We start from the raw sequence: 18997 nt of genomic DNA on the forward strand, positions 1-18997 counted from the left end.
CTTTAACAAAAACACTATTTTAAAGTATTAAAATAAGTTTTGAATGAATTTTTCAAGCTCTTCTCCTGAGTTAAGCTTTAATTTTTTGCGAATTCTATACCTTGCAGATTTTACAGAATCTAATGATGCATTCCTGACAATCATGATTTCTTTGATAGATAAATTCAAACGTAATAATGAACATATCTCTCTTTCAGTTTTTGTTAAAGTAGGATACAGTTCTCTTAATTTTAAATCAAAACCTTTATTTACTTCCGATATTTTTGTTTGAACTTCTGAAAGTTTATTTTCTGTTTGTAATTGAGCTTGTAATTCTGAAGTTAACGTGTTTATTTTTTGTTTAATTTCTTTAACTTCTCCCGATAATACATCTTCTTTTAATCGACTTAAAAGTTCTTGTTTAAACTCTAAACGCATTGTATTATCAGCTATCAAACCTTTTATTTCTTCTTCGTTTATTTTTATTTTTTTGTTAAGCTCCTCTTTTTGTTCTTTCTCTTTTTCTACTTCATTTTTTAGGATAACCGTTTTATTTCTATAATTTTTATTCAATAAAAACCCTATAAATATCGAACTCAATACAATTATGAGTAAAATAATGGTATATAAATTATTTTTTGCCTTTTCTGACTCCGCTAATAATTCTATTTCCTGTTTTTCTTGTTTAAACTGATAATTAAGCTCTAATGCTTGAATCTTTTTAATATTTTCTATATTAAACAATGAATCTGAATATCTATTAAATTTTTTATAATCTTCATAAGCATTTTTATAATTTGACAATTTAGCTGATAGAAAACTTTTTCTAAGGTATCCTTTGGCTATTAAGTCTTTAAACTTCTCTCTTTTGGCTATTTGTATTGACGAATCTATATAAGCTAATGATTTTTCGTATTCTTTTGTTTTTTTATAAATATTTGAAGCATTTCTATAAGCGGTACACAATGAATATATTTTGTTGTTTTTCTTGGTAAAAGCTATATTTTCATTTACTAATGCTATGGCTCTATCGTACTCTTTTCTACTGTGGTATAGTATCGCCATGTTATTATATACTCTTTGTATATTTTTTACACTTCCAACTTTACTAAATAGTTCTTTTGCTTTTTGATAGCAAATTAAGGCTGAATCTAATCTTTTCGATTGACGATACGATACTCCCATCATATTATAACTAGCTGCCATACCATGATAATCATTTACCACTTCTTTTCCTTTGATCGATTTTTTATAAAAAGATATTGCTTTATCATGTTCTTTTTGATGCCTGAACACCATTCCCATGTTATGGTATACATCTGAAACTTTCTTAAAATCTTGTTGTTCTTGATATATTTTTTTGGCCTTGAGGTAATATTCTATGGCTTCTGGGTGATTGGCTTCTCTCCTTTTTACTATCCCTTTGAGTACATATGCTTTTCCTAATTGTTGCTTACTGATACTATCTTCTTTGTTACCTATTAATTCTATAGCTTCCTCTACTCTTTTCTCTGAAAAATTTAAATCGTTTTCATACTGATTTTCTGCTAGAAGTAACAACAATTTAATTTTCTCTTGATCGTTAATAGCATTTCTTACTTTTTCATGTAATTGAACTGCATTTAATACTTCCTCTTGTGAAAAACTTTTGGTAATTATTAAGGCGAAAAAAACGGTAACTAAATATCTCATAATCGAAACAAATTTAATTAGAATTTTGTTAGATATTTTTATTGTTTTAGGTTAAAAAAAATTAATGTTATCCAATTTCTATTTTATTAAAATCTTTGAAGCATTTCACATAGCTTACTACTCTCTTTAAATGATAAAAATATTTTTTGGAATATTCATTCCAACTTATATATATTTGCAATATGAATAAAAAGGAAAATATTTTGAATGCAGCTCTTGAACTTCTTGTTACAAAAGGAGTTCATAATACTCCAATGTCAGAAGTAGCTAAAAAAGCGGGAACTGGTATGGGAACCATTTACAATTATTTTCCTAACAAAGAAGCTTTGATTAATGAAATCTATATAGGCATTAAAGAGCAAGAGGAAACCTTATTTTTAAAAGTAAATACTGATGCTACTATAAAAAAACAGTTTGTAGATTACTTAAAAGTTATCATCAATTTTTTTATTCATAATCCATCTTATTTTAACTTTCTTCAACAACTAGAAGCCTCTCCTATAATTACGAAAGAGAATAAAGTGAAAGGACAAAAATCTGTAGAAATTGTAGCTATTCTCTTAGAAAAAGGAAAACTTAATAGAATAATTAAAAACATTAGTACACAAGAGATACTTGTTTTTATAGGTGGTGGTATTTCATCTTACTTAAAACAAAATCTAAATAATTCAGAAAAAGCAACAACATCCTTAAAAAATCACATACAAATGATTTGGGATGGAATTAAAGAATAAAATTTTTTACAATTAATATGGAATGAACATTCACTCCATGAAACAATAAACCATGATAGACTTAAAATTTAAACGAAATATTAATAAACCAATTCAAGAAGTTTGGAGATTTATTATTGATGATTTTTACGATGCTCATTTATGGGCAGCTGGAACTCCAAAATGCAGAAAGGCTAAGCCTAACGAAGACTTTGATAGAGTTTGCGAAACTGAAAGCGGTAGACTTATGGATACTATTATAAAAATAGATGATGTAAATTATGAATTACAATTTTCTGTAAAAGGTTTGCCCTTTTTTGTTCGTTCTGTAGTTAGTACATGGAAGTTAAAAAAACTAAGTGATACTAAAACTGAGATTATACTCGGTCCTCGTATTGAAGTAAAACCTTTAATTGGAACTATTGCACAGATTCCAATGAAAATGGCTTTAAAGAAAATATATCCAGGTATATTAAATGATTTAGTAATTTATGCTGAAACGGGACAACCCTCTCCGAGAAAACAAAAAGAAATAAATAGCCTGAAAAATACAAAACAATCTTTATAAAGATATTTCTTCATAGTTTATTTGAATTAGTTCATTAAAAAGTTGTTCAATAAATTACTTTAAAACTTTTATTTCTTTTAATTAATTCAAAGTAAAATCACATTATAAATAAACGACTGATTTTCAATAAATAGAATAAAGATATTAACAAATCTTTATTCTATTATTTTTTCATACATTTGCAAACCGATTAGTCAGTCGGTTTTTATAAACACATGATTATATGGATAAAAGAGAACAAATATTAGAAGTCGCTACAAGATTATTTTCTGAGCGTGGATTTGAAAAAACTTCGGTTTCCGCGATATGTGAAGCTGCTAAGGTGTCTAACGGACTTGTTTTTCATCATTTCAAAAACAAAAATGAGTTGTTGAGAGAAATATTTAAAAAAACAACAAACATTATTGTTGAAATAAACGATAGTGTTCAAAAGGAAATTTCTCCTAAGGAAAGATTAATTGAACTCATTGATGGTGCTTTTAAACAAATGGTTGAAGATAAACTCTTCTTTCAATTGTATTTGAATGTAATGTTACAGCCTACTACAAAAGCTATATTGAATGATTTGATAAAGGAAAAATATACATTCCTGTTAGATAATGCTCATAAAATACTTAGTGAATATTCTGAGCATGCTACCATAGTAGACAGCTTCATGTTTGTTTCCGATTTAGACGGGATAGCTATTAATTATATATACTCTTTTGATGACTATCCTCTAGACTTGGTAAAACAAAAATTTATAAGAAGGTACACCTATGATTTAGGTGATATCCATCAAAAAATTTAATAATATAAAGTCGAATAATAATCCTATATAATTTAATAACATTCATTTTCGGCTTTTGTACCTATAACAGGTACTTGAAAAATGATTAAAATGTCAAGAAATAAAATATTAAGAGAAAATCCACAAGAGTCATTTATTTGTGCTTCATGCGGAAAAGGAGTTACTCCACTTGAAATAGGTGGTAAACATAGAAATCATTGCCCACATTGTTTGAGCAGCTTACATATAGACATTACACCTGGTGACCGACGCTCAAGTTGTAGAGGTATAATGAAACCAATTAGTATTTACGTGCAAAAAAATAAAGAATGGTCTATTATACACAAATGTAACAAATGCAATACCATACGAATGAATAGAATTGCAGCAGACGACAATGAATTAATGCTACTAACAATGTCAGCAGCACCATTGATGTCTTTGCCTTTCCCTTCTAGTTCAATTATTTCTACCATGCATAAGCTAAGTTTAGAGAAAGGAGGAGAAAATGTACACTAAGAATAAAATCGGTCGAGTAATTGAAAAACATTACAATAACTATAAAGTACAAGTAGATAGTATTGTTAAAAATGCTAAACTAAAAGGAAAATTATTTAAAGAAGCTAATAATATTTTTCCTTGTGTTGGTGACTGGGTTGAAGTTTCTGAACATGACGAAATACTTGTTATAGAAAACATTCTTAAAAGGAAAACTCAAATAAGTAGAAAACTACCAGGCAATGCTACAAAAGAACAAGTAATTGCTTCTAATGTAGATTATGTTGTGGTTGTGTTAGGACTAGATGGTGGAAGAAACTATTCTGATCGTCTTTTAGAGCGTTTAATGACTGTAGCTTGGAACAGTGGAGCTACTCCCCTTGTTGTACTGAACAAAGCTGATTTAAATAATCAGGCAGAATTTGTAAAGTTGCAAGCGGAAACTATTGCACCTAGTGTTGATATCATTATAAGCAGTATAAAAGATAATACTGGTATCGATACTATTCTAGAATATTTAACTAAAGAAAAAGTAGGCGTTTTTATTGGCCCATCAGGTGTTGGTAAATCTACTCTTACTAATATTCTTTTGAAAAAAGAAGTTCAAAGAACAAGAACTACTAAATTAAAAGATAAAAGAGGACGCCATACAACCTCAGCTTCTTACATGTTTGAATTAGAAAGTGGTGGTTTTATTATTGATTCTCCTGGCGTAAGAGAAGTTCAAGCATGGGCTGAAGAGGAAGATCTTGATGACGTTTTTTCTGAAATATCTAGCATTGCTAATAACTGTAGATACCGTGATTGTAAACATGAAGGTGAGCCTGGTTGTGCTGTTCAAATGGAATTAGAAAGAGGCTATATAACACCTCAACGATATGACAGTTTTTTACATTTAAGAAAAGAACTTGCATATTTAGATAGACGCAAATCTGAAAAGAATAGTTTTACAGAAAAACAACACGGTAAAAAGTTTAGTAAAATGGTTAAACAAGAAATGAATAAGAAAAAATCACTTCATAATTATATCAATAATTAAATAACCTTATTCTTTTATAAAATAAAAAGACAGCTAAAATTAGCTGTCTTTTTTTGTGTAAACTAAACCCCTAATTTTAGTTTACTAAAACCCATCCCCTGGATCCTCTGGGCTTTGTGCTTGTGCTTTTTGTGGATTTAAAAGCATATAAGTTCCTAAAGCAGTTAGAGCTGTATATTTACCATACTTTCCTAACTTTTGTAATGCTTCTTTTCTAGTGATTACTTCTTTTTGTGATTTTATATTGTTTTTCATGATTTCTACTTTTTAATAATAATCTTCTTACTCTTCTTACCTAATTCTGAAGTTATTCTTACTATGTAAACTCCTGTTTCTAAATCTGGAAGACTTACTGTGTTTCTTCCTTTTCCTTCAACTATTTTACTTAGTACTGCAGCTCCATGAATAGCATATAAAGTCATATTAAAAGTACCTTTAGAAATTCCTTCTATAATTAAGGTATTATCTGATGTATTGTAAATCTTAACATTATTAATGTTTGTATTTACTTTGGCTTTCTGCTGAGTGTGTAAATAAAAACGACCTACTCCGTTTACTTTCTCTGTAATTGTTACCGTATAAAATTCATTCAATTCAGAACTTAACTTTGTAAAAGTATTCTCTTCTTTATCTTCAATAAATACTTCTACTCCTTCTGGTAAATTATTATAGTTTACAGTAAACGTTACCTCTGCTCCTGCTGTAGCACTTAAACCTATCGGAAGAACTGTTCTGTCAACACTCTCTACTGGTAAAGATTGAATTGTAAAGTCTTCTCCTTTAGCATTTTCAACAAATCTTGTAAATACATCAAATGAAGCTCTTGCATAGTTTCCTAAATCATAACCTGGATCTAAACCTTCAGTTGCATTTTCGAAGTATTTAATATTCGTATCAATTGTTACACCTTTTGATGTTGCTAGCAATTGAATACTTGGAACTACCACTCCGCCTTTACTAAAGTTTCCACCTGTTAATGGTTGTACTTTTCTTTGTGATTGATTAAAAGTAACATTTGATACGCCTCCTGCTGCTTTTACAAAGAATCCTTGTCCAGGTGCTAATGAGCTTTCTCCTGTTATTAATGATTTTCCTACATACTTAGCTTGCGCGTTATCCCAAACGTATACACCAACATTTGAAGGATTAAATTTACTTACGTTACTATTAATAAAGTTAGTTCCTGCATTTTCATTGATTGGTAAAAACGCTGTATATGGGTTTCCTATAGCATTCCATTCTGAAGCTACAATTGATTTTGCTACATCTGTAGTTTCTATTGTTCCTGTAAAAGTTACACTACCATTCGTTGCTCTAGACACTGCATAACTTCTACCCTTTTCAAAGGTTAAAGTATTCGTTGTTAAATCATCAGTTGTATAATATACCCATTTAGAACCAGCTGGTTTGCTATCATCATAATACGAAATAGCATATCTATTTGGTGTTACACTTGTATTAACTCTAATATCATTTGCTGCATTCTCTGCAAACTCTTTAATACTTTGTCCTGCTACTGGTGCAGAAATGATACTCCAAACATTAGCTTTTAATCCTCCTCTTTCGTAGGTAACTTGTCCATTAGAAGTTCCTTTTACTATTAACGTACTACTTTTTGTTTCTGTAGAAGTCATTGTAAAGTTTCCGCTATTATCTAAATTACCGTCAACCATTACACTTCCACTTTCATTAATATCGAATGAAGCAAGTGACTCAACAGTTAAGTCGTTTAACTGCACTGTAGTTCCTACCTCAGGCGTAGTTGTCACATTTGGTATAATTGCATCTCCAGTAATAGTTGGAACCGTATTATCGCTCCAGTTAGTAGCAATTGTCCATATTGAACTTGAATTACCATTCCAAACTGATTTATTAGCACCTGCAATTACTGTTAAGCTTTGTGCAGCAGAAGCAGACTTAACAAGAGTAGTTCCTTGCTGACTTGCAGTAATTGTTGTTGTACCAACTCCTACAATAGTTACTGTATTTCCACTTACTGTTGCAACACTACTATTTGAACTAGCATATACTATATCTAATCCCTTATCTGAAGTTGCTGTTAAATTAAAATTGGCATCTCCATAAGTTTTTGTTGGAATTGCATTGAAAGTAATTACCTGATCTTGTTTTGGAGTTACTCCATTTGTTACATCATTAACAAAGTTACTTGTTCTTCCAGTTAAGGCAAATTGGTTTAACGTACCATTATTTCCTACTGAAGATTTATCTGTTACTTGCGTTATAGTTGTATTATTTCCAAAACCATTTCCTTGATTCATATCATAATACAGAACTAATCCAGTTTCATTTCCTTCTAATTCATTTGACTTGTAATCGTTAATTTCTGTTGTAGTTCTAGCTACATTCCAAAAACGAACCTCATCTAATGTACCTTGTAATGGATATGGATCAGCTCCTGCTGTATTATTAGCACCAATCATTAATGGATTGTTGTTAGGAACTAAATTACCTGCTGTATCAGTTTGAGAAGCTACCTCAACTCCATCTACATAAATTGTTGCTTTAGTTCCGTTAAAAGTAACAGCTAAATGATACCATTTTTTTGCTGCTAATGTAGAAGTCCAATTAAAATCGGTATGTCCTGTTCCGAATCCAGCATGGTAAAATCTTAATATTTTTGATCCTTCAGTTAATAACATTAACCCATAAGATTCATTATATCTTGATTTTGCAAATAAACATTGCCAATCCCATCCGTTATTATAACGTGTAATCTCATCAAAGTTTACCCAAGTTTCAAATGTAAATGCCGATGTAAAGTCTAAACTTGAATCATCTGCTACTTCAATATAATCATAAGTTCCATTAGCAGGTCCTTCAAAGTTTAATGCTGTAGCATTCTTCTTTTCAATAATTTCTAAATCAGCTCCAACATAAGTAATTGTGTAATTATTTCCTGCTGTAACTGTTCCTTGATTAATAGCATAGTTTCCTACTGTTTCTCCTGCTACTCTTTCTAATGCTCCAGTATACGAATCACCTACTAGTATTGATCCTAATGTCTCTTTAAATGTCAATGCTGGGTCAACATCTCCAATTACCTTCACTAAAGCATCTGCTGTAATAGTTACTGGACGCTTTGTAATAGTAAAATCATTACTTACAAAGTTTAAGGTATAGTTATTATCTAAAGCTAATGTACCTTGGTTTATAGTATAAGTTCCAGCATTATTACCTGCAACTCTTGCTAAATCTCCAGTAAATGAATCACTTCCTGCTAAGCTTCCACTAGTAATTTGGTAAGTTAATGTAGGATCTAACGCTCCATACTCTTTAGATTTAGCATCTGCTGTTACCTCAATAACTCTTTTAGTAATTTCAAAAGTAGGAGAACCAAAAAGTGTCATATTATAATTAGGACCTGCTGAAAGTGTTCCTAAACTAATATTATAAATTCCTACATTTTCACCTGCCTCCCTTGTTAAACTACCAGAAAGAGAATCACCATTTGCTAAAATTGAACCAGGGAATAAACTGTAAGTAATATTTGAATCTACTTCACCATATTCTTTTTCTTGATTAGCAGTAAGAATCATAATATCCTTTTTAGTAATGGTCAAATCATTACTTACATACGTAACTGCATAATTAGAGTTTAAAGCTAACGTTCCTTGATTTATTGCATAAGTTCCAAAATTATCTCCTGAAACTCTTTCTAAATTTCCTGTAAAAGCATCGCTTCCTGCTAAGCTTCCACTAGTAATTTGATATGTCAATGCTGGATCAGCATCTCCATAAACTTTAGATTTAGCATCTGCTGTTACTTCAATAGCTCTTTTTCCTATGGTCAAATCTTTTGAAACAAATGATATTGTATAATTTCCATTAATACCTAAAGTACCTTGGTTAATGGTATATGTTCCTAAACTTTCTCCCGGTGCTCTTTCTAAAATTCCTATAAAGGCATCGCTTCCTGCTAAACTTCCATTAGTTACTGTATAAGTAAATACTGGGTCAGCATCTCCATAAGCTTTTGTTTTAACATCTGCTGTTACTTCAATAGCTCTCTTTCCTATTGTTAAGTTATCTCCTACAAAAGTTACTGCATAATTGTTTCCTGGAGTTAAAGTTCCTTTATTAATAGCATAACTACCTAGAGCTTCTCCTGCTACTCTTTCTAATGTTCCTGTAAAAGCATCACTAAATTGTAAAGCTCCATTAGTAACTTGATAAGTTAAAGCTGGATCTGTATCACCATAAGCTTTAGACTTCGCATCTGCTGTTACTTCTATTGCTCTTTGATTAATCTGAAGACGTACTGATCCTGCATGAGTATAAGTAATTGAGTACGAAGATTGACCTCCATTAGTTGATGTAAAAGTAGATGATAAACCTCTTATTTGATAACTTCCTACATTTTCTCCGCTATCTCTAAATGTTCCAAATACTTCAATAGCATCATCAAAAGCTAATGAACCTTGTGTAATAGCAAAAGGAAAATTTAATTTAGCTGGATCTGAATCTCCATATGTTTTCTGTACTGCTGCTGTTGGCACAATACGTATAAAACGATAATCTATATAAAAATTAGCTCCAACAAACGTAACATCGTAATTACTATTTAATGCTAAAGTTCCTTGAGTAATTCCATAATTTCCTTGGGCTTCTCCAGTAGCTCTTGTTAAACTTCCTGTAAAAGCATCACTTCCTACTAAACTTCCATTAGTTACTGTATAAGTAAATGCTGGATCTGCATCTCCATAAACTTTTGTTTTAGCATCTGCTGTAATTTCAATTGCTTTCTTACCTACTGTTAATGTTTGTTGCACATTAGCAGCATTATAATTTGTATTACCTGCTTGATTTGCTGTAATTGTTGTAGAACCAGCTCCTACAATAGTTACTGTATTTCCAGAAATAGTTGCTACCGAAGTATCTGAACTCGAATATGTAACTCCTAATCCTGAATCTGAACTTGCTGTTAAATTAAAACTAGTATCACCATAAGTTACGTTACTTAAAGCTCCAAAGGTTATTACCTGATCTGCTTTGTTAATGGTAAGAATTTCCGTAGTATTTCCTTGGTAATTTACATCATTTACAGTAGCTAATACTGTATACGTACCAGCATTTGTTGGTGCTCCACTTCCTCCATCATAAGTAACATCAACCGATAATCCATTTGGCATTGTAGTTGGTGAAACTGGCTTAGCTGTACCATCATAAGTTTGAGTTAAATTATTAACAATAACCGTAGCAGCTCCTTTGTGAATTTCAAAACTATTAGGAACAAATGACAAATTATAGTTTGTATTTAATGCTAGAGTTCCTTGGTTTATAGCATATGTTCCAGCATTTTCACCTGCTACTCTACTTAACGTTCCTGTAAATGTATCTCCATTAACTAAAGCTCCTGAAGTAACTCTATAAGTAAACGTAGGATCAGTAGTTCCAAATGATTTTGCTTGACCAGCATCTACGGTTACTTCAATATCCTTTTTATTAATTGTTAAATCTTTAGAAACAAATGAAAGTGTATAATTGTTACCTAATGCTAAACTCCCTTGAGTTACAGCATAATTACCAACATTCTCTCCTGTATTTCTACTTAATATTCCAGTAAAAGCATCACTTCCTACTAAACTTCCATTTGTTATTTGGTAAGTTAATGTTGGGTCGGAATCTCCATATACTTTTGACTTTACATCAGCTGTTACTTCAATTGATTTTTTAGTAATTGTAAGTCCAGGTGAACCATAACTTCTAAAATTAAATTGATAGTTACGTAAATCTGTACTATGAGAAGAAGTTACTTCAAATTCAAAATCACCAGTAAAATTAGTTATAAAACCTCCATATTCATATGTACCTATATTCTCTCCAGATTTTCTTCTCACATTCTTTAAGACTAATGCATCATCATATGCCATCGCAGTTCCATCAACTATATTTAATACCGGGATAGGGTTTCCTTCTCCGTAAACCTTATTTGTATTTTCTAATGAAAAATTAACATTTCTTGGTGCAATTCTAAGTCTAGAATCTACAAAAGTTAAATCATAATTTGCATTTAATGCTAATGTACCTTGAGTAATTGCATAAAATGGATTTGATGGCAAACTATTAAATACAGTTTCTCCTGCCTCTCTAGTTAAACTTCCTGTAAAAACATCACTTCCTACTAAACTTCCGTTTGTTATTCTATAAGTCAATGCTGGGTCTGAATCTCCATATACCTTTGACTTTACATCAGCTGTTACTTCAATCGCTCTTTTACCAATAGTTAAATTATCAGCTACAAAGCTTACATCATAATTAGCGTTTAAAGCTAAAGTTCCTTTATCTATTGCATAAGTTCCAACATTCTCTCCAATAACTCTAGATAAACTTCCAGTAAAAGCATCGCTTCCTACTAAATTTCCATTCGTAATTTGATAAGTAAACGTTGGATCAGCATCTCCATATACTTTTGACTTTGCCTCTGCTGTTACTTCAATTGCTTTTTTAGAAATTGTTAATCGAGCTACTCCTAAATTGGTAAAGTTTATAAAATAGTTATCTGCAATAAATAAACCTGGTAAATTTGTAATAACATAAGATCCTACTGGAGATGTTTCACTTACTAAAGTTGAACCAGCTTCATAAGCTCCTAAGTTTACATTTTGTGTAATAACACTTTCATCATCCCCATTTACAAAGTTTGAATATTGCATGGTAAATGTAGGATTAGCATCACCGAATACTTTTGTTTTATTTTCTACTACAGCATTTAAAGCTCTTTTAGTAACTGTAACAGTTCCATTATTGGTTACAATATTATAATTATTATCGGTACCTCCAGATACGTTAACTACATACGGTCCTCCTGCTGGAGTTGTTTCGTCTATTGTTACTGCTGGAATAGCATTTGGTTGAGTATCTACAACTGTAGCATTCTCTCCATTAACAAAACCTGTATACTGAATTGGTAGAGTTCCTAGAGCATCTCCATATACTTTATTTGAAACTGAGGTTGCTGTTAAATCTACTTTATTAATAGTAAAGTTTGCACTATTAAATGTTATGGCATAGTTGCTTCCTAAACTTAAAGTTCCTTGATTTATCGTATAAGCTCCCGAATTTTGACCAGTCACTCTACTTAAAGCTCCAGTAAAAGCTAATGGATTCGGATAATTTATTACATCAGCTCCAGTTGGTAGATTACTTCTATCTACTGTATAAGTTAAAGCTGGATCAACTACTGAACCACCATCATAACTTTTAGATTTTACTTCTGCTGTTACAGTTATAGGAGCAGCAGTTACCGTTAAATTACCAGTTGCATTTGCTCTATATTCATAGTTTGGCGATAAAATATCAATAATTGGAGGTGTTCCCCATGTCATTACCCCTGTATGAGTTCCTACATTTAAAGGCTGTCCTGGATTTGCAGCATTTACAATTACTAAATCTGATATATCAGAAAAAGACGTACTTAATCTTAATACATTAGTTGCTAAATCTCCATTTACCAATCCTTCTACTTGAAAAGGATAATTTTCTGTAGAATTATCTGCTGGTAAATCTAAGATACCATATGTTGCAGTAGCATCTTTAGGAGAAACTACTAACATCTTTTTATTAATTACTAAATTTTGTTGTACATCTGTAGCTGGATCATAAATTGCATTTCCTGCTTGTGATGCTGTAATAGTTACTGTACCTGCTCCTATAATAGTTACCGTATTTCCTGAAATTGTAGCTATTGAAGTATCTGAACTTACATAACTAACAGGTAATCCAGAATTTGAAGTAGCCGATAAGTTAAAAGTTGCATCACCATATGTTTTTGCTGCTAAAGCTCCAAATGTTATGTTTTGTGGTAAAGTTCCCGTTACCGTTACTGTTACATCTTTCGTTGTAGCTAAATACCCAGTATCTTCCACTGTTGAAGAACGTAAAGTTACCGTTCCTGGTGTGTTCCCAGCTGTAAATACATTTCCTATAATGGTAGAACCTGTTCCTCCGTTATCAACAATACTGTAAGTAACAGAAGTACTAAATACATTATTTGCGGCTACAATAGTTTTTGTTTCTCCAACATCTAATGAAAAATCAAATAAGTTATGTGCTACAGGAACTTTAGGATTCAACGCTGCATTGTAAAATAATGTAGAAAAATATGCTATAGATTCTCCATAATTAGCATCATCTGCTTGTGTTACTTTTACAATAATGGATCCTGCTACATTATTTACATTTAATAAATTTCCAGTCACAGAATATCCTAAATCTGGTCCAATAATTTCAAAAGTATAAGCTCCTGTTGAAGCAGAACTTAAACCAGTAGTCATATCTAAAGTTGTTATTCCTGAATTTACCTGATATCCAATAAAACCAGAGATTGCAGCTGGTTGATTGTTAATGGTTAAAGTCATTGTTTTAACTGCACTTTGATGTGTTGCAGTTGCAGCTTGTGATGCTTTTACAATTACGATTCCTGCTTTATTTCCTATAGTAACTGTAGCATTATTGGTACCACTTAAAGTAGTTCCTGTTCCTCCATCATTAATAATTTCATAAGTAATTGTTCCTGTTGAATTTGAGGTTGCACTCAAATTAAAGTTTGCATCACCAACTTGTGCTTGTACATTATCAAATGTAATAGTTGGATTAACCAGTGCTGCATTATTAGTTATTGAAAACTGATGTCCAGTTTGCTGATAACTCTTGAAAAAATATGGTGAACCATGATCTCTGTAGGCATAAATCGCAAAATAATAAGTTGCATTGGCTGTTAAACCAGTTATTTCAAGATTTGGTGTAGTTGATGTTCCAACATATACAACTTGCTCTCCTCCTGAATAATTTGCATTTGAAGCTGGTAAATTACTTCTAAAACCATATGATGAAAAACTATTGGTTGTATTCATTTTTACAATATAACCAGTTGGTATTCCATTACCATTATCTGCAGCTGGTGCACCTGTAAAAGAAGCTAAAGTAAAAGCTGTTCCTGTAAGATTATTAACAACCGCATTAGAAGCTAGTTTTGTTGAAACTCCTGCTGTAAACTTTGATGTGCTATCGTTTGTACTTGAAAAATAATATTGACCATTACATTCTTTATAAGAATATATTCTAAAGAAGTATTCAGTATTTGGTAATAAGTTATGTCCTGTAAATGCCTGCCCATTTGGAAAAGCTCCAGCTAAAATTACTTGCTCTCCAGAACCCGAATAGGTTACATTTGCTGTAGGTAACGTATTTTGTACACCTGTAATATCTGTAAATGAATTTTCAATATTCATTTTTACTATTTGACCTTCTGCATCAGCAGGAACATTTGATATAATTGGAGAAACTCTATTCTCCCAATTTAAATCTTCTCTAAAACTCGCTAATTGTGCATTTCCTGTTGGTGTACCACATGTAGTAATTGTTACTGAAGTACTTCCAGTAGTTTCGAAGTAATTTGTTCCTCCACAATTATTATAAGCATACACTTTTACATAATAAGTTCCATTTGCAGCAAGTCCAGTTATATTAAGATTTGGAGTAACAGAGTTACCTACATACATAACTTGTTCTCCTCCTGCAGCTGAGTTATATACTGTACTTGAGCTACCAGGCACTGCATTTGGTGTAGTAAATGAATTCGAATCACTTAATTTAACAATATATTCTATACTACCATTTGCTGCTGAAGAACCGGTAAAAGAACTTAATGTCATAGTGCTAGTTCCTGTAGCATTAGCAGTAACATTATTAGCTGCTGAAGGAGCTACACATACATAATTAGTTGTAACTACAGTAGATCCTGTAGTTTCAAAGTTATATTTTCCTCCACATAAATCATAGGTATATACTTTTACATAATAATCTTTATTAACTTGTAATCCAGTAACAACCTGATTAATAGCATCTGTACTTCCAGCACCACTTCCAATAGCTCCTGTATACACAACTTGCTCACCAGTTTTCCCTGAATAATCTAAAGAAGCAACTGGTATTGTTGTTCCACTTACTGGAGCCGTAAAACTATTAGCATCACTAAACTTTACTAAATATCCCATAGAAGTATCAGCTCCTGCTGGCCTTCCCAACGTATTTATTGTTGCTGAAGTAGGTGAAGTTGCCGAAACTGAATTTACAGAACTTGTTCCTGGAGCTGTGCCTGGGCAAGTAGTTACTGGTATTGATGCAATTGAGTTATTATAATTAATATAACCATTACAATTACTATAGGTATAGACCTTATAATAATAGGCTGTATTTCGTTGCAAATTTGTCATCGTCAACGCTGCTTGTAACGCACCATTATCTGTACCTACATAGGCTATATGTTCTCCAGAACCACTATATGAATTGTTAGCAGCTTTTACAGGTAAAGCTTGATTTTGAACATAAGCATCCGTAAAATCTGTAAAAGAATTAGTAGCAGAAAACTTTACGATATAATACATATCGTCAATATTATTAGTTCCTAAATTGTTTAAAGCTACATCTGTATCATTTACTTGTATAGAAGTTGGAGCTATTGTATTAAACTCATAACAGTAATAATATGAATTTAAAGAATTTGCTTTTATATTAAAGTTATAGTTAAAGCTAGCTGCACCTGTAATAACTTCAATAGCATAGTAATTATTACTTACTCCACCACTTACATTTGTACTATAAGGTATGCGTACGCTATAATCATAAATACCAGATGTTTGCATTAAAGTTCTTAGGGTACCAATGTTTACTGGAGTAACACCCCAATTTCCGCCACGGTATTCCCAAATTCTAAAATCAAAATTAGGGTTACTATTTACCCATAATCTATCCAGATATAAAATCATATCTGATGATTGATTTGCTTTTCTAGAAAGAATCCAAAAATCGGAATTCGTATTAGTTACTGTCCCCTGATAATTGGCAGACATATGAATACGACTTTGAGAAGATGCTAACACATTACCGATGGTGTTGTTGCTTTCTACCTCGGTAAAGGTTTGTGAAAATGCTTGTGTTATCATCAAACACAAAAACATCACATACAAGAGAGTAGTTTTTTTCATGAGAGGTTCTTAAAATTAGTTTTTAGTTTGTTATTATTAAACCTTTAAGGTGTCCTATACTTGCTGTACAGTTAAATTTTTAAACACCCTATTTATTTTTTACCAAAACTATTCTTACTCTATAAAAAACACTAAAAGCACACCTATACAAAACCCCATACAAAAAACAACAACAAACTAACTGACAGCGAGTTAAATATTTAAAATCCATACAACACTCAAGAGATATTTTCCATAAAAAAAGGAGCATATGCTCCTTTTTAACTTAAATATTCTATTAAAGATATTTCTTTTGGTGCTGATATCTTTTTTCGAAGTCGATACCTACTTACAAAAACACTATCTAGTGAAATACCTAGCACTTTTGCTATTTGGTTATTATCTAAACCTAATTTTTCTAAGGATACAAGTCGTTCTTCTGAATTAGTTAATTTAATTCCTTTATCTTGTATTTTTCTAAAGAATAATGGATACGCTTTGTTGAATTTTTCCCTAAAATTATACCAATCTTCTTTAGTTAATATTCTTTCTGCAACGGATACATGAAGTTTTTTGTTTATGTTGCTTTCTTCTTTTTCTTGAATACTGTTTTTTATTTGTTGTTCTTGCTCTTCTATTTTTTGAAGTAGTGCGTTTGTAAATGCTTTTAATTCACTTTCTTTTTTTTCAAAATTAGCTACTACCAGTTGGTTCTTCTCCTTATAGTATCTTTTCAACCATATACTAATTAAAATTCCCAATAGAACAGTAATAATAAATAATAGAAAATACAATTGCTTTTTAGCCTCTTCTTTATCTTTTATTAATTCCAAACTTCTTTTTTCTGCCACAAATTTTAAACTATCAATAGCTTTTTGCTTTTTAAACATAAAAACCGTTTCAAGTTTTGTCAATTTTTTTGCTTCTTCTACATCATTACGTTTTTCTAGCAGTTTATGATATTTTACATATGTATTATAACTCTCTTCGTAATTTCCCAATGCTTTATAGCTTCTACTCAAAGCTAGATATCTAAATGGTAATACAGCATCACTTTTAAGTTCCATACATAAAGCTATCGCTTTATTTAAATACAAAACACCTTTTTGAGGATCACCAGTTTCAGCATAATGTATACCTAAAGCGTACAACCCTGACTCTAATCCTATTTTATTTTTGTTTTTTTTATGAAGTTCTATTGCTTTTTTTAAATATGGTAAATTCCCCTTGTAATCATTAAAACGTCTTAAAATAGCCGAATAATTAGAGTACATAGCTGCTTTTTGATAATCTGTTCCTATAGCGTTTACTAAATGAATAGATTTATTATAATATTTCATAGCAATAATAGTATCTTTTTTTACACCATATGCCGATCCTAATGAGCTATATATCTCTAATAACTGATCCGTTTGATTATATTTCTTAGCAACCTCCTCTGCTATTTTAAGTTGCCTTATTCCATCATCCATAGAGTTTATAACAGAAATCCAAGCTTTAGCTTTTTGATGATACGATATTGCTAACAAAGTATCTAAACCTTCTTCAAGTTTTATATTGATACTTTTTTGAGCTAAAATTGCGGCTTCATCAAAATTATGTTCTCTACGTTCATAATAACTAAGAAAATGATAGGCATCCGCCTTTCTTTTATTAAAATAGTTATTCTTTTGTTCACGTAACCCAACAATACTATCTATATAGCTTACAACTTGATATAAATATTCCTTGGCTATATAAGGTTTACGATTCGAATGTTCTTTAGCCAAAGTATATAGTTTCTCAATCTTCAAACTATCTTGAGTATATATATAATCCATTTTTTGTTGCCCTTGTACCAAAGAAAACACCATAAGGGTAACTAGAGTATAAAACTTCATAAATCCATTTGATTATAAATAATTAGCATAATACCTATTGTGTATTTAAAACAATATTTTGCATAGTTTTTCAAATAAAAACCTATACAAAATTCTATACAAAACAGAAACAAAGGATACTTCAATTTAACTTTACATCTCTACGTAAAAATGGTACAGTACATAACCTTTTAAATTAAAATATAACCTATTACAATATGATGGTCTTAAAAATTTCTTTTGAGTAAATTCAAATAATCCTTGGCTCCTTTCAGTTTTGTTTCATTACTTGTACAGCTATAATGAAGGTATCCCTATTTTATATCATGTTTTTTTTTAGATTTGTGTACCAATAATTTTTGTCAATGCCCGACCAACAAAAATCTGTTTGTGAAGAAAAGAATTTCGATTCTTTATTTAATACCTACTACGAAACTGCCACAAAGTATATTTATTACAAATGTGGTAATTTACAGCAGGCAGAAGACATTGTACAAGATGCTTTTGTAAAAATTTGGAAAAAATGTGCAGAAGTAATTTATGAAACAGCAAGAGCTTTTTTATACACTATTTGCAATAATGCTTTACGCAATGAGTTTGCTCATAAAAAAGTAGTTTTACGTCATGAAGCAATTCCTAAAAGCGATAAAGATCATGAAAGTCCCGATTTTATTTTAGAAACTGAAGAGTTTAGAAATAAACTGGAAAACGCTATTTCAAACTTATCAGATAAGGAAAGAGAAGTTTTTTTATTAAGTAGAATTGAAAAGAAAACCTATAAAGAAATTGCTGAGATTACGAATATTACAGTGAAAGCTGTTGAAAGAAGAATGAGCAATGCTTTTATCAATTTAAGAAAAACTTTAGGAAAAGATTTAAAATTTTAATAGGGTAA

At 30.9% G+C, this 18997-nt stretch carries 10 protein-coding genes; 6 read left to right on the forward strand and 4 right to left on the reverse strand.

Annotation, left to right across the window (positions count from 1 at the left end):
• Window positions 1–27: 27 nt before the first annotated feature.
• On the reverse strand, window positions 28–1671 hold the full coding sequence (locus tag MHN29_RS09270; protein WP_235274881.1) for a tetratricopeptide repeat protein: 1644 nt from the start codon (window positions 1669–1671) through the stop codon (window positions 28–30).
• 182 nt (window positions 1672–1853) lie between these two features.
• Between MHN29_RS09270 and MHN29_RS18280 the strand changes: the two genes are divergently transcribed.
• The 5 genes from MHN29_RS18280 to rsgA all read left to right on the forward strand — a co-directional run bounded on the left by MHN29_RS18280 (window position 1854) and on the right by rsgA (window position 5258).
• A complete protein-coding gene (locus MHN29_RS18280) occupies window positions 1854–2405 on the forward strand; it encodes a TetR/AcrR family transcriptional regulator (protein ID WP_255689374.1) in 552 nt (183 codons plus the stop codon).
• A 52-nt stretch (window positions 2406–2457) separates the two neighbouring features.
• Window positions 2458–2952: a hypothetical protein gene (locus tag MHN29_RS09280; RefSeq protein WP_235274880.1), complete on the forward strand. Its 495-nt coding sequence runs from the start codon at window positions 2458–2460 to the stop codon at window positions 2950–2952.
• 223 nt (window positions 2953–3175) lie between these two features.
• Window positions 3176–3742: a TetR/AcrR family transcriptional regulator gene (locus MHN29_RS09285; protein ID WP_235274879.1), complete on the forward strand. Its 567-nt coding sequence runs from the start codon at window positions 3176–3178 to the stop codon at window positions 3740–3742.
• A gap of 90 nt (window positions 3743–3832) precedes the next feature.
• Window positions 3833–4240, forward strand: a complete 408-nt coding sequence (locus tag MHN29_RS09290; RefSeq protein ID WP_235274878.1) for an RNHCP domain-containing protein — start codon at window positions 3833–3835, stop codon at window positions 4238–4240.
• Window positions 4230–5258, forward strand: coding sequence for a ribosome small subunit-dependent GTPase A (rsgA, locus tag MHN29_RS09295; RefSeq protein ID WP_235274877.1), 1029 nt, complete (start codon window positions 4230–4232; stop codon window positions 5256–5258). The genes MHN29_RS09290 and rsgA overlap by 11 nt, the downstream gene beginning before the upstream one ends.
• Before the next feature lie 84 nt (window positions 5259–5342).
• Here rsgA and MHN29_RS09300 read toward each other — a convergent pair whose 3' ends face one another.
• From MHN29_RS09300 to MHN29_RS09310, 3 genes are all read right to left on the reverse strand, one after another.
• Window positions 5343–5513 carry a hypothetical protein gene (locus MHN29_RS09300; RefSeq protein ID WP_235274876.1) on the reverse strand — a complete coding sequence of 57 codons (171 nt, stop codon included), beginning with the start codon at window positions 5511–5513 and terminating at the stop codon, window positions 5343–5345.
• Window positions 5514–5518: 5 nt separating this feature from the next.
• Entirely contained in the window at window positions 5519–16264 is a 10746-nt protein-coding gene (locus tag MHN29_RS09305) for an MBG domain-containing protein (protein ID WP_235274875.1), read from the reverse strand.
• Window positions 16265–16524: 260 nt separating this feature from the next.
• Window positions 16525–18123, reverse strand: a complete 1599-nt coding sequence (locus MHN29_RS09310) for a hypothetical protein (RefSeq protein WP_235274874.1) — start codon at window positions 18121–18123, stop codon at window positions 16525–16527.
• A gap of 344 nt (window positions 18124–18467) precedes the next feature.
• Here MHN29_RS09310 and MHN29_RS09315 point away from each other — a divergent pair, with 344 nt between their 5' ends.
• Window positions 18468–18989 (forward strand): RNA polymerase sigma factor, encoded by a 522-nt coding sequence (locus tag MHN29_RS09315; RefSeq protein WP_235274873.1) that lies wholly within the window; start codon window positions 18468–18470, stop codon window positions 18987–18989.
• Window positions 18990–18997 lie beyond the last annotated feature (8 nt).

This window comes from Tenacibaculum sp. Cn5-46 (genome assembly GCF_022347705.1).
In the GTDB taxonomy this organism is placed as follows: Bacteria; Bacteroidota; Bacteroidia; order Flavobacteriales; family Flavobacteriaceae; genus Polaribacter; species Polaribacter aiptasiae.

Bases quoted from the DNA above. Each gene is read 5' to 3' on its own strand.
- MHN29_RS09285 (WP_235274879.1), top strand. From the start codon at position 3,176: ATGGATAAAAGAGAACAAATATTAGAAGTCGCTACAAGATTATTTTCT.
- MHN29_RS09290 (WP_235274878.1), top strand. From the start codon at position 3,833: ATGTCAAGAAATAAAATATTAAGAGAAAATCCACAAGAGTCATTTATT.
- MHN29_RS09280 (WP_235274880.1), top strand. From the start codon at position 2,458: ATGATAGACTTAAAATTTAAACGAAATATTAATAAACCAATTCAAGAA.
- rsgA (WP_235274877.1), top strand. From the start codon at position 4,230: ATGTACACTAAGAATAAAATCGGTCGAGTAATTGAAAAACATTACAAT.
- MHN29_RS09270 (WP_235274881.1), bottom strand. From the start codon at position 1,671: ATGAGATATTTAGTTACCGTTTTTTTCGCCTTAATAATTACCAAAAGT.
- MHN29_RS18280 (WP_255689374.1), top strand. From the start codon at position 1,854: ATGAATAAAAAGGAAAATATTTTGAATGCAGCTCTTGAACTTCTTGTT.
- MHN29_RS09305 (WP_235274875.1), bottom strand. From the start codon at position 16,264: ATGAAAAAAACTACTCTCTTGTATGTGATGTTTTTGTGTTTGATGATA.
- MHN29_RS09300 (WP_235274876.1), bottom strand. From the start codon at position 5,513: ATGAAAAACAATATAAAATCACAAAAAGAAGTAATCACTAGAAAAGAA.
- MHN29_RS09310 (WP_235274874.1), bottom strand. From the start codon at position 18,123: ATGAAGTTTTATACTCTAGTTACCCTTATGGTGTTTTCTTTGGTACAA.
- MHN29_RS09315 (WP_235274873.1), top strand. From the start codon at position 18,468: ATGCCCGACCAACAAAAATCTGTTTGTGAAGAAAAGAATTTCGATTCT.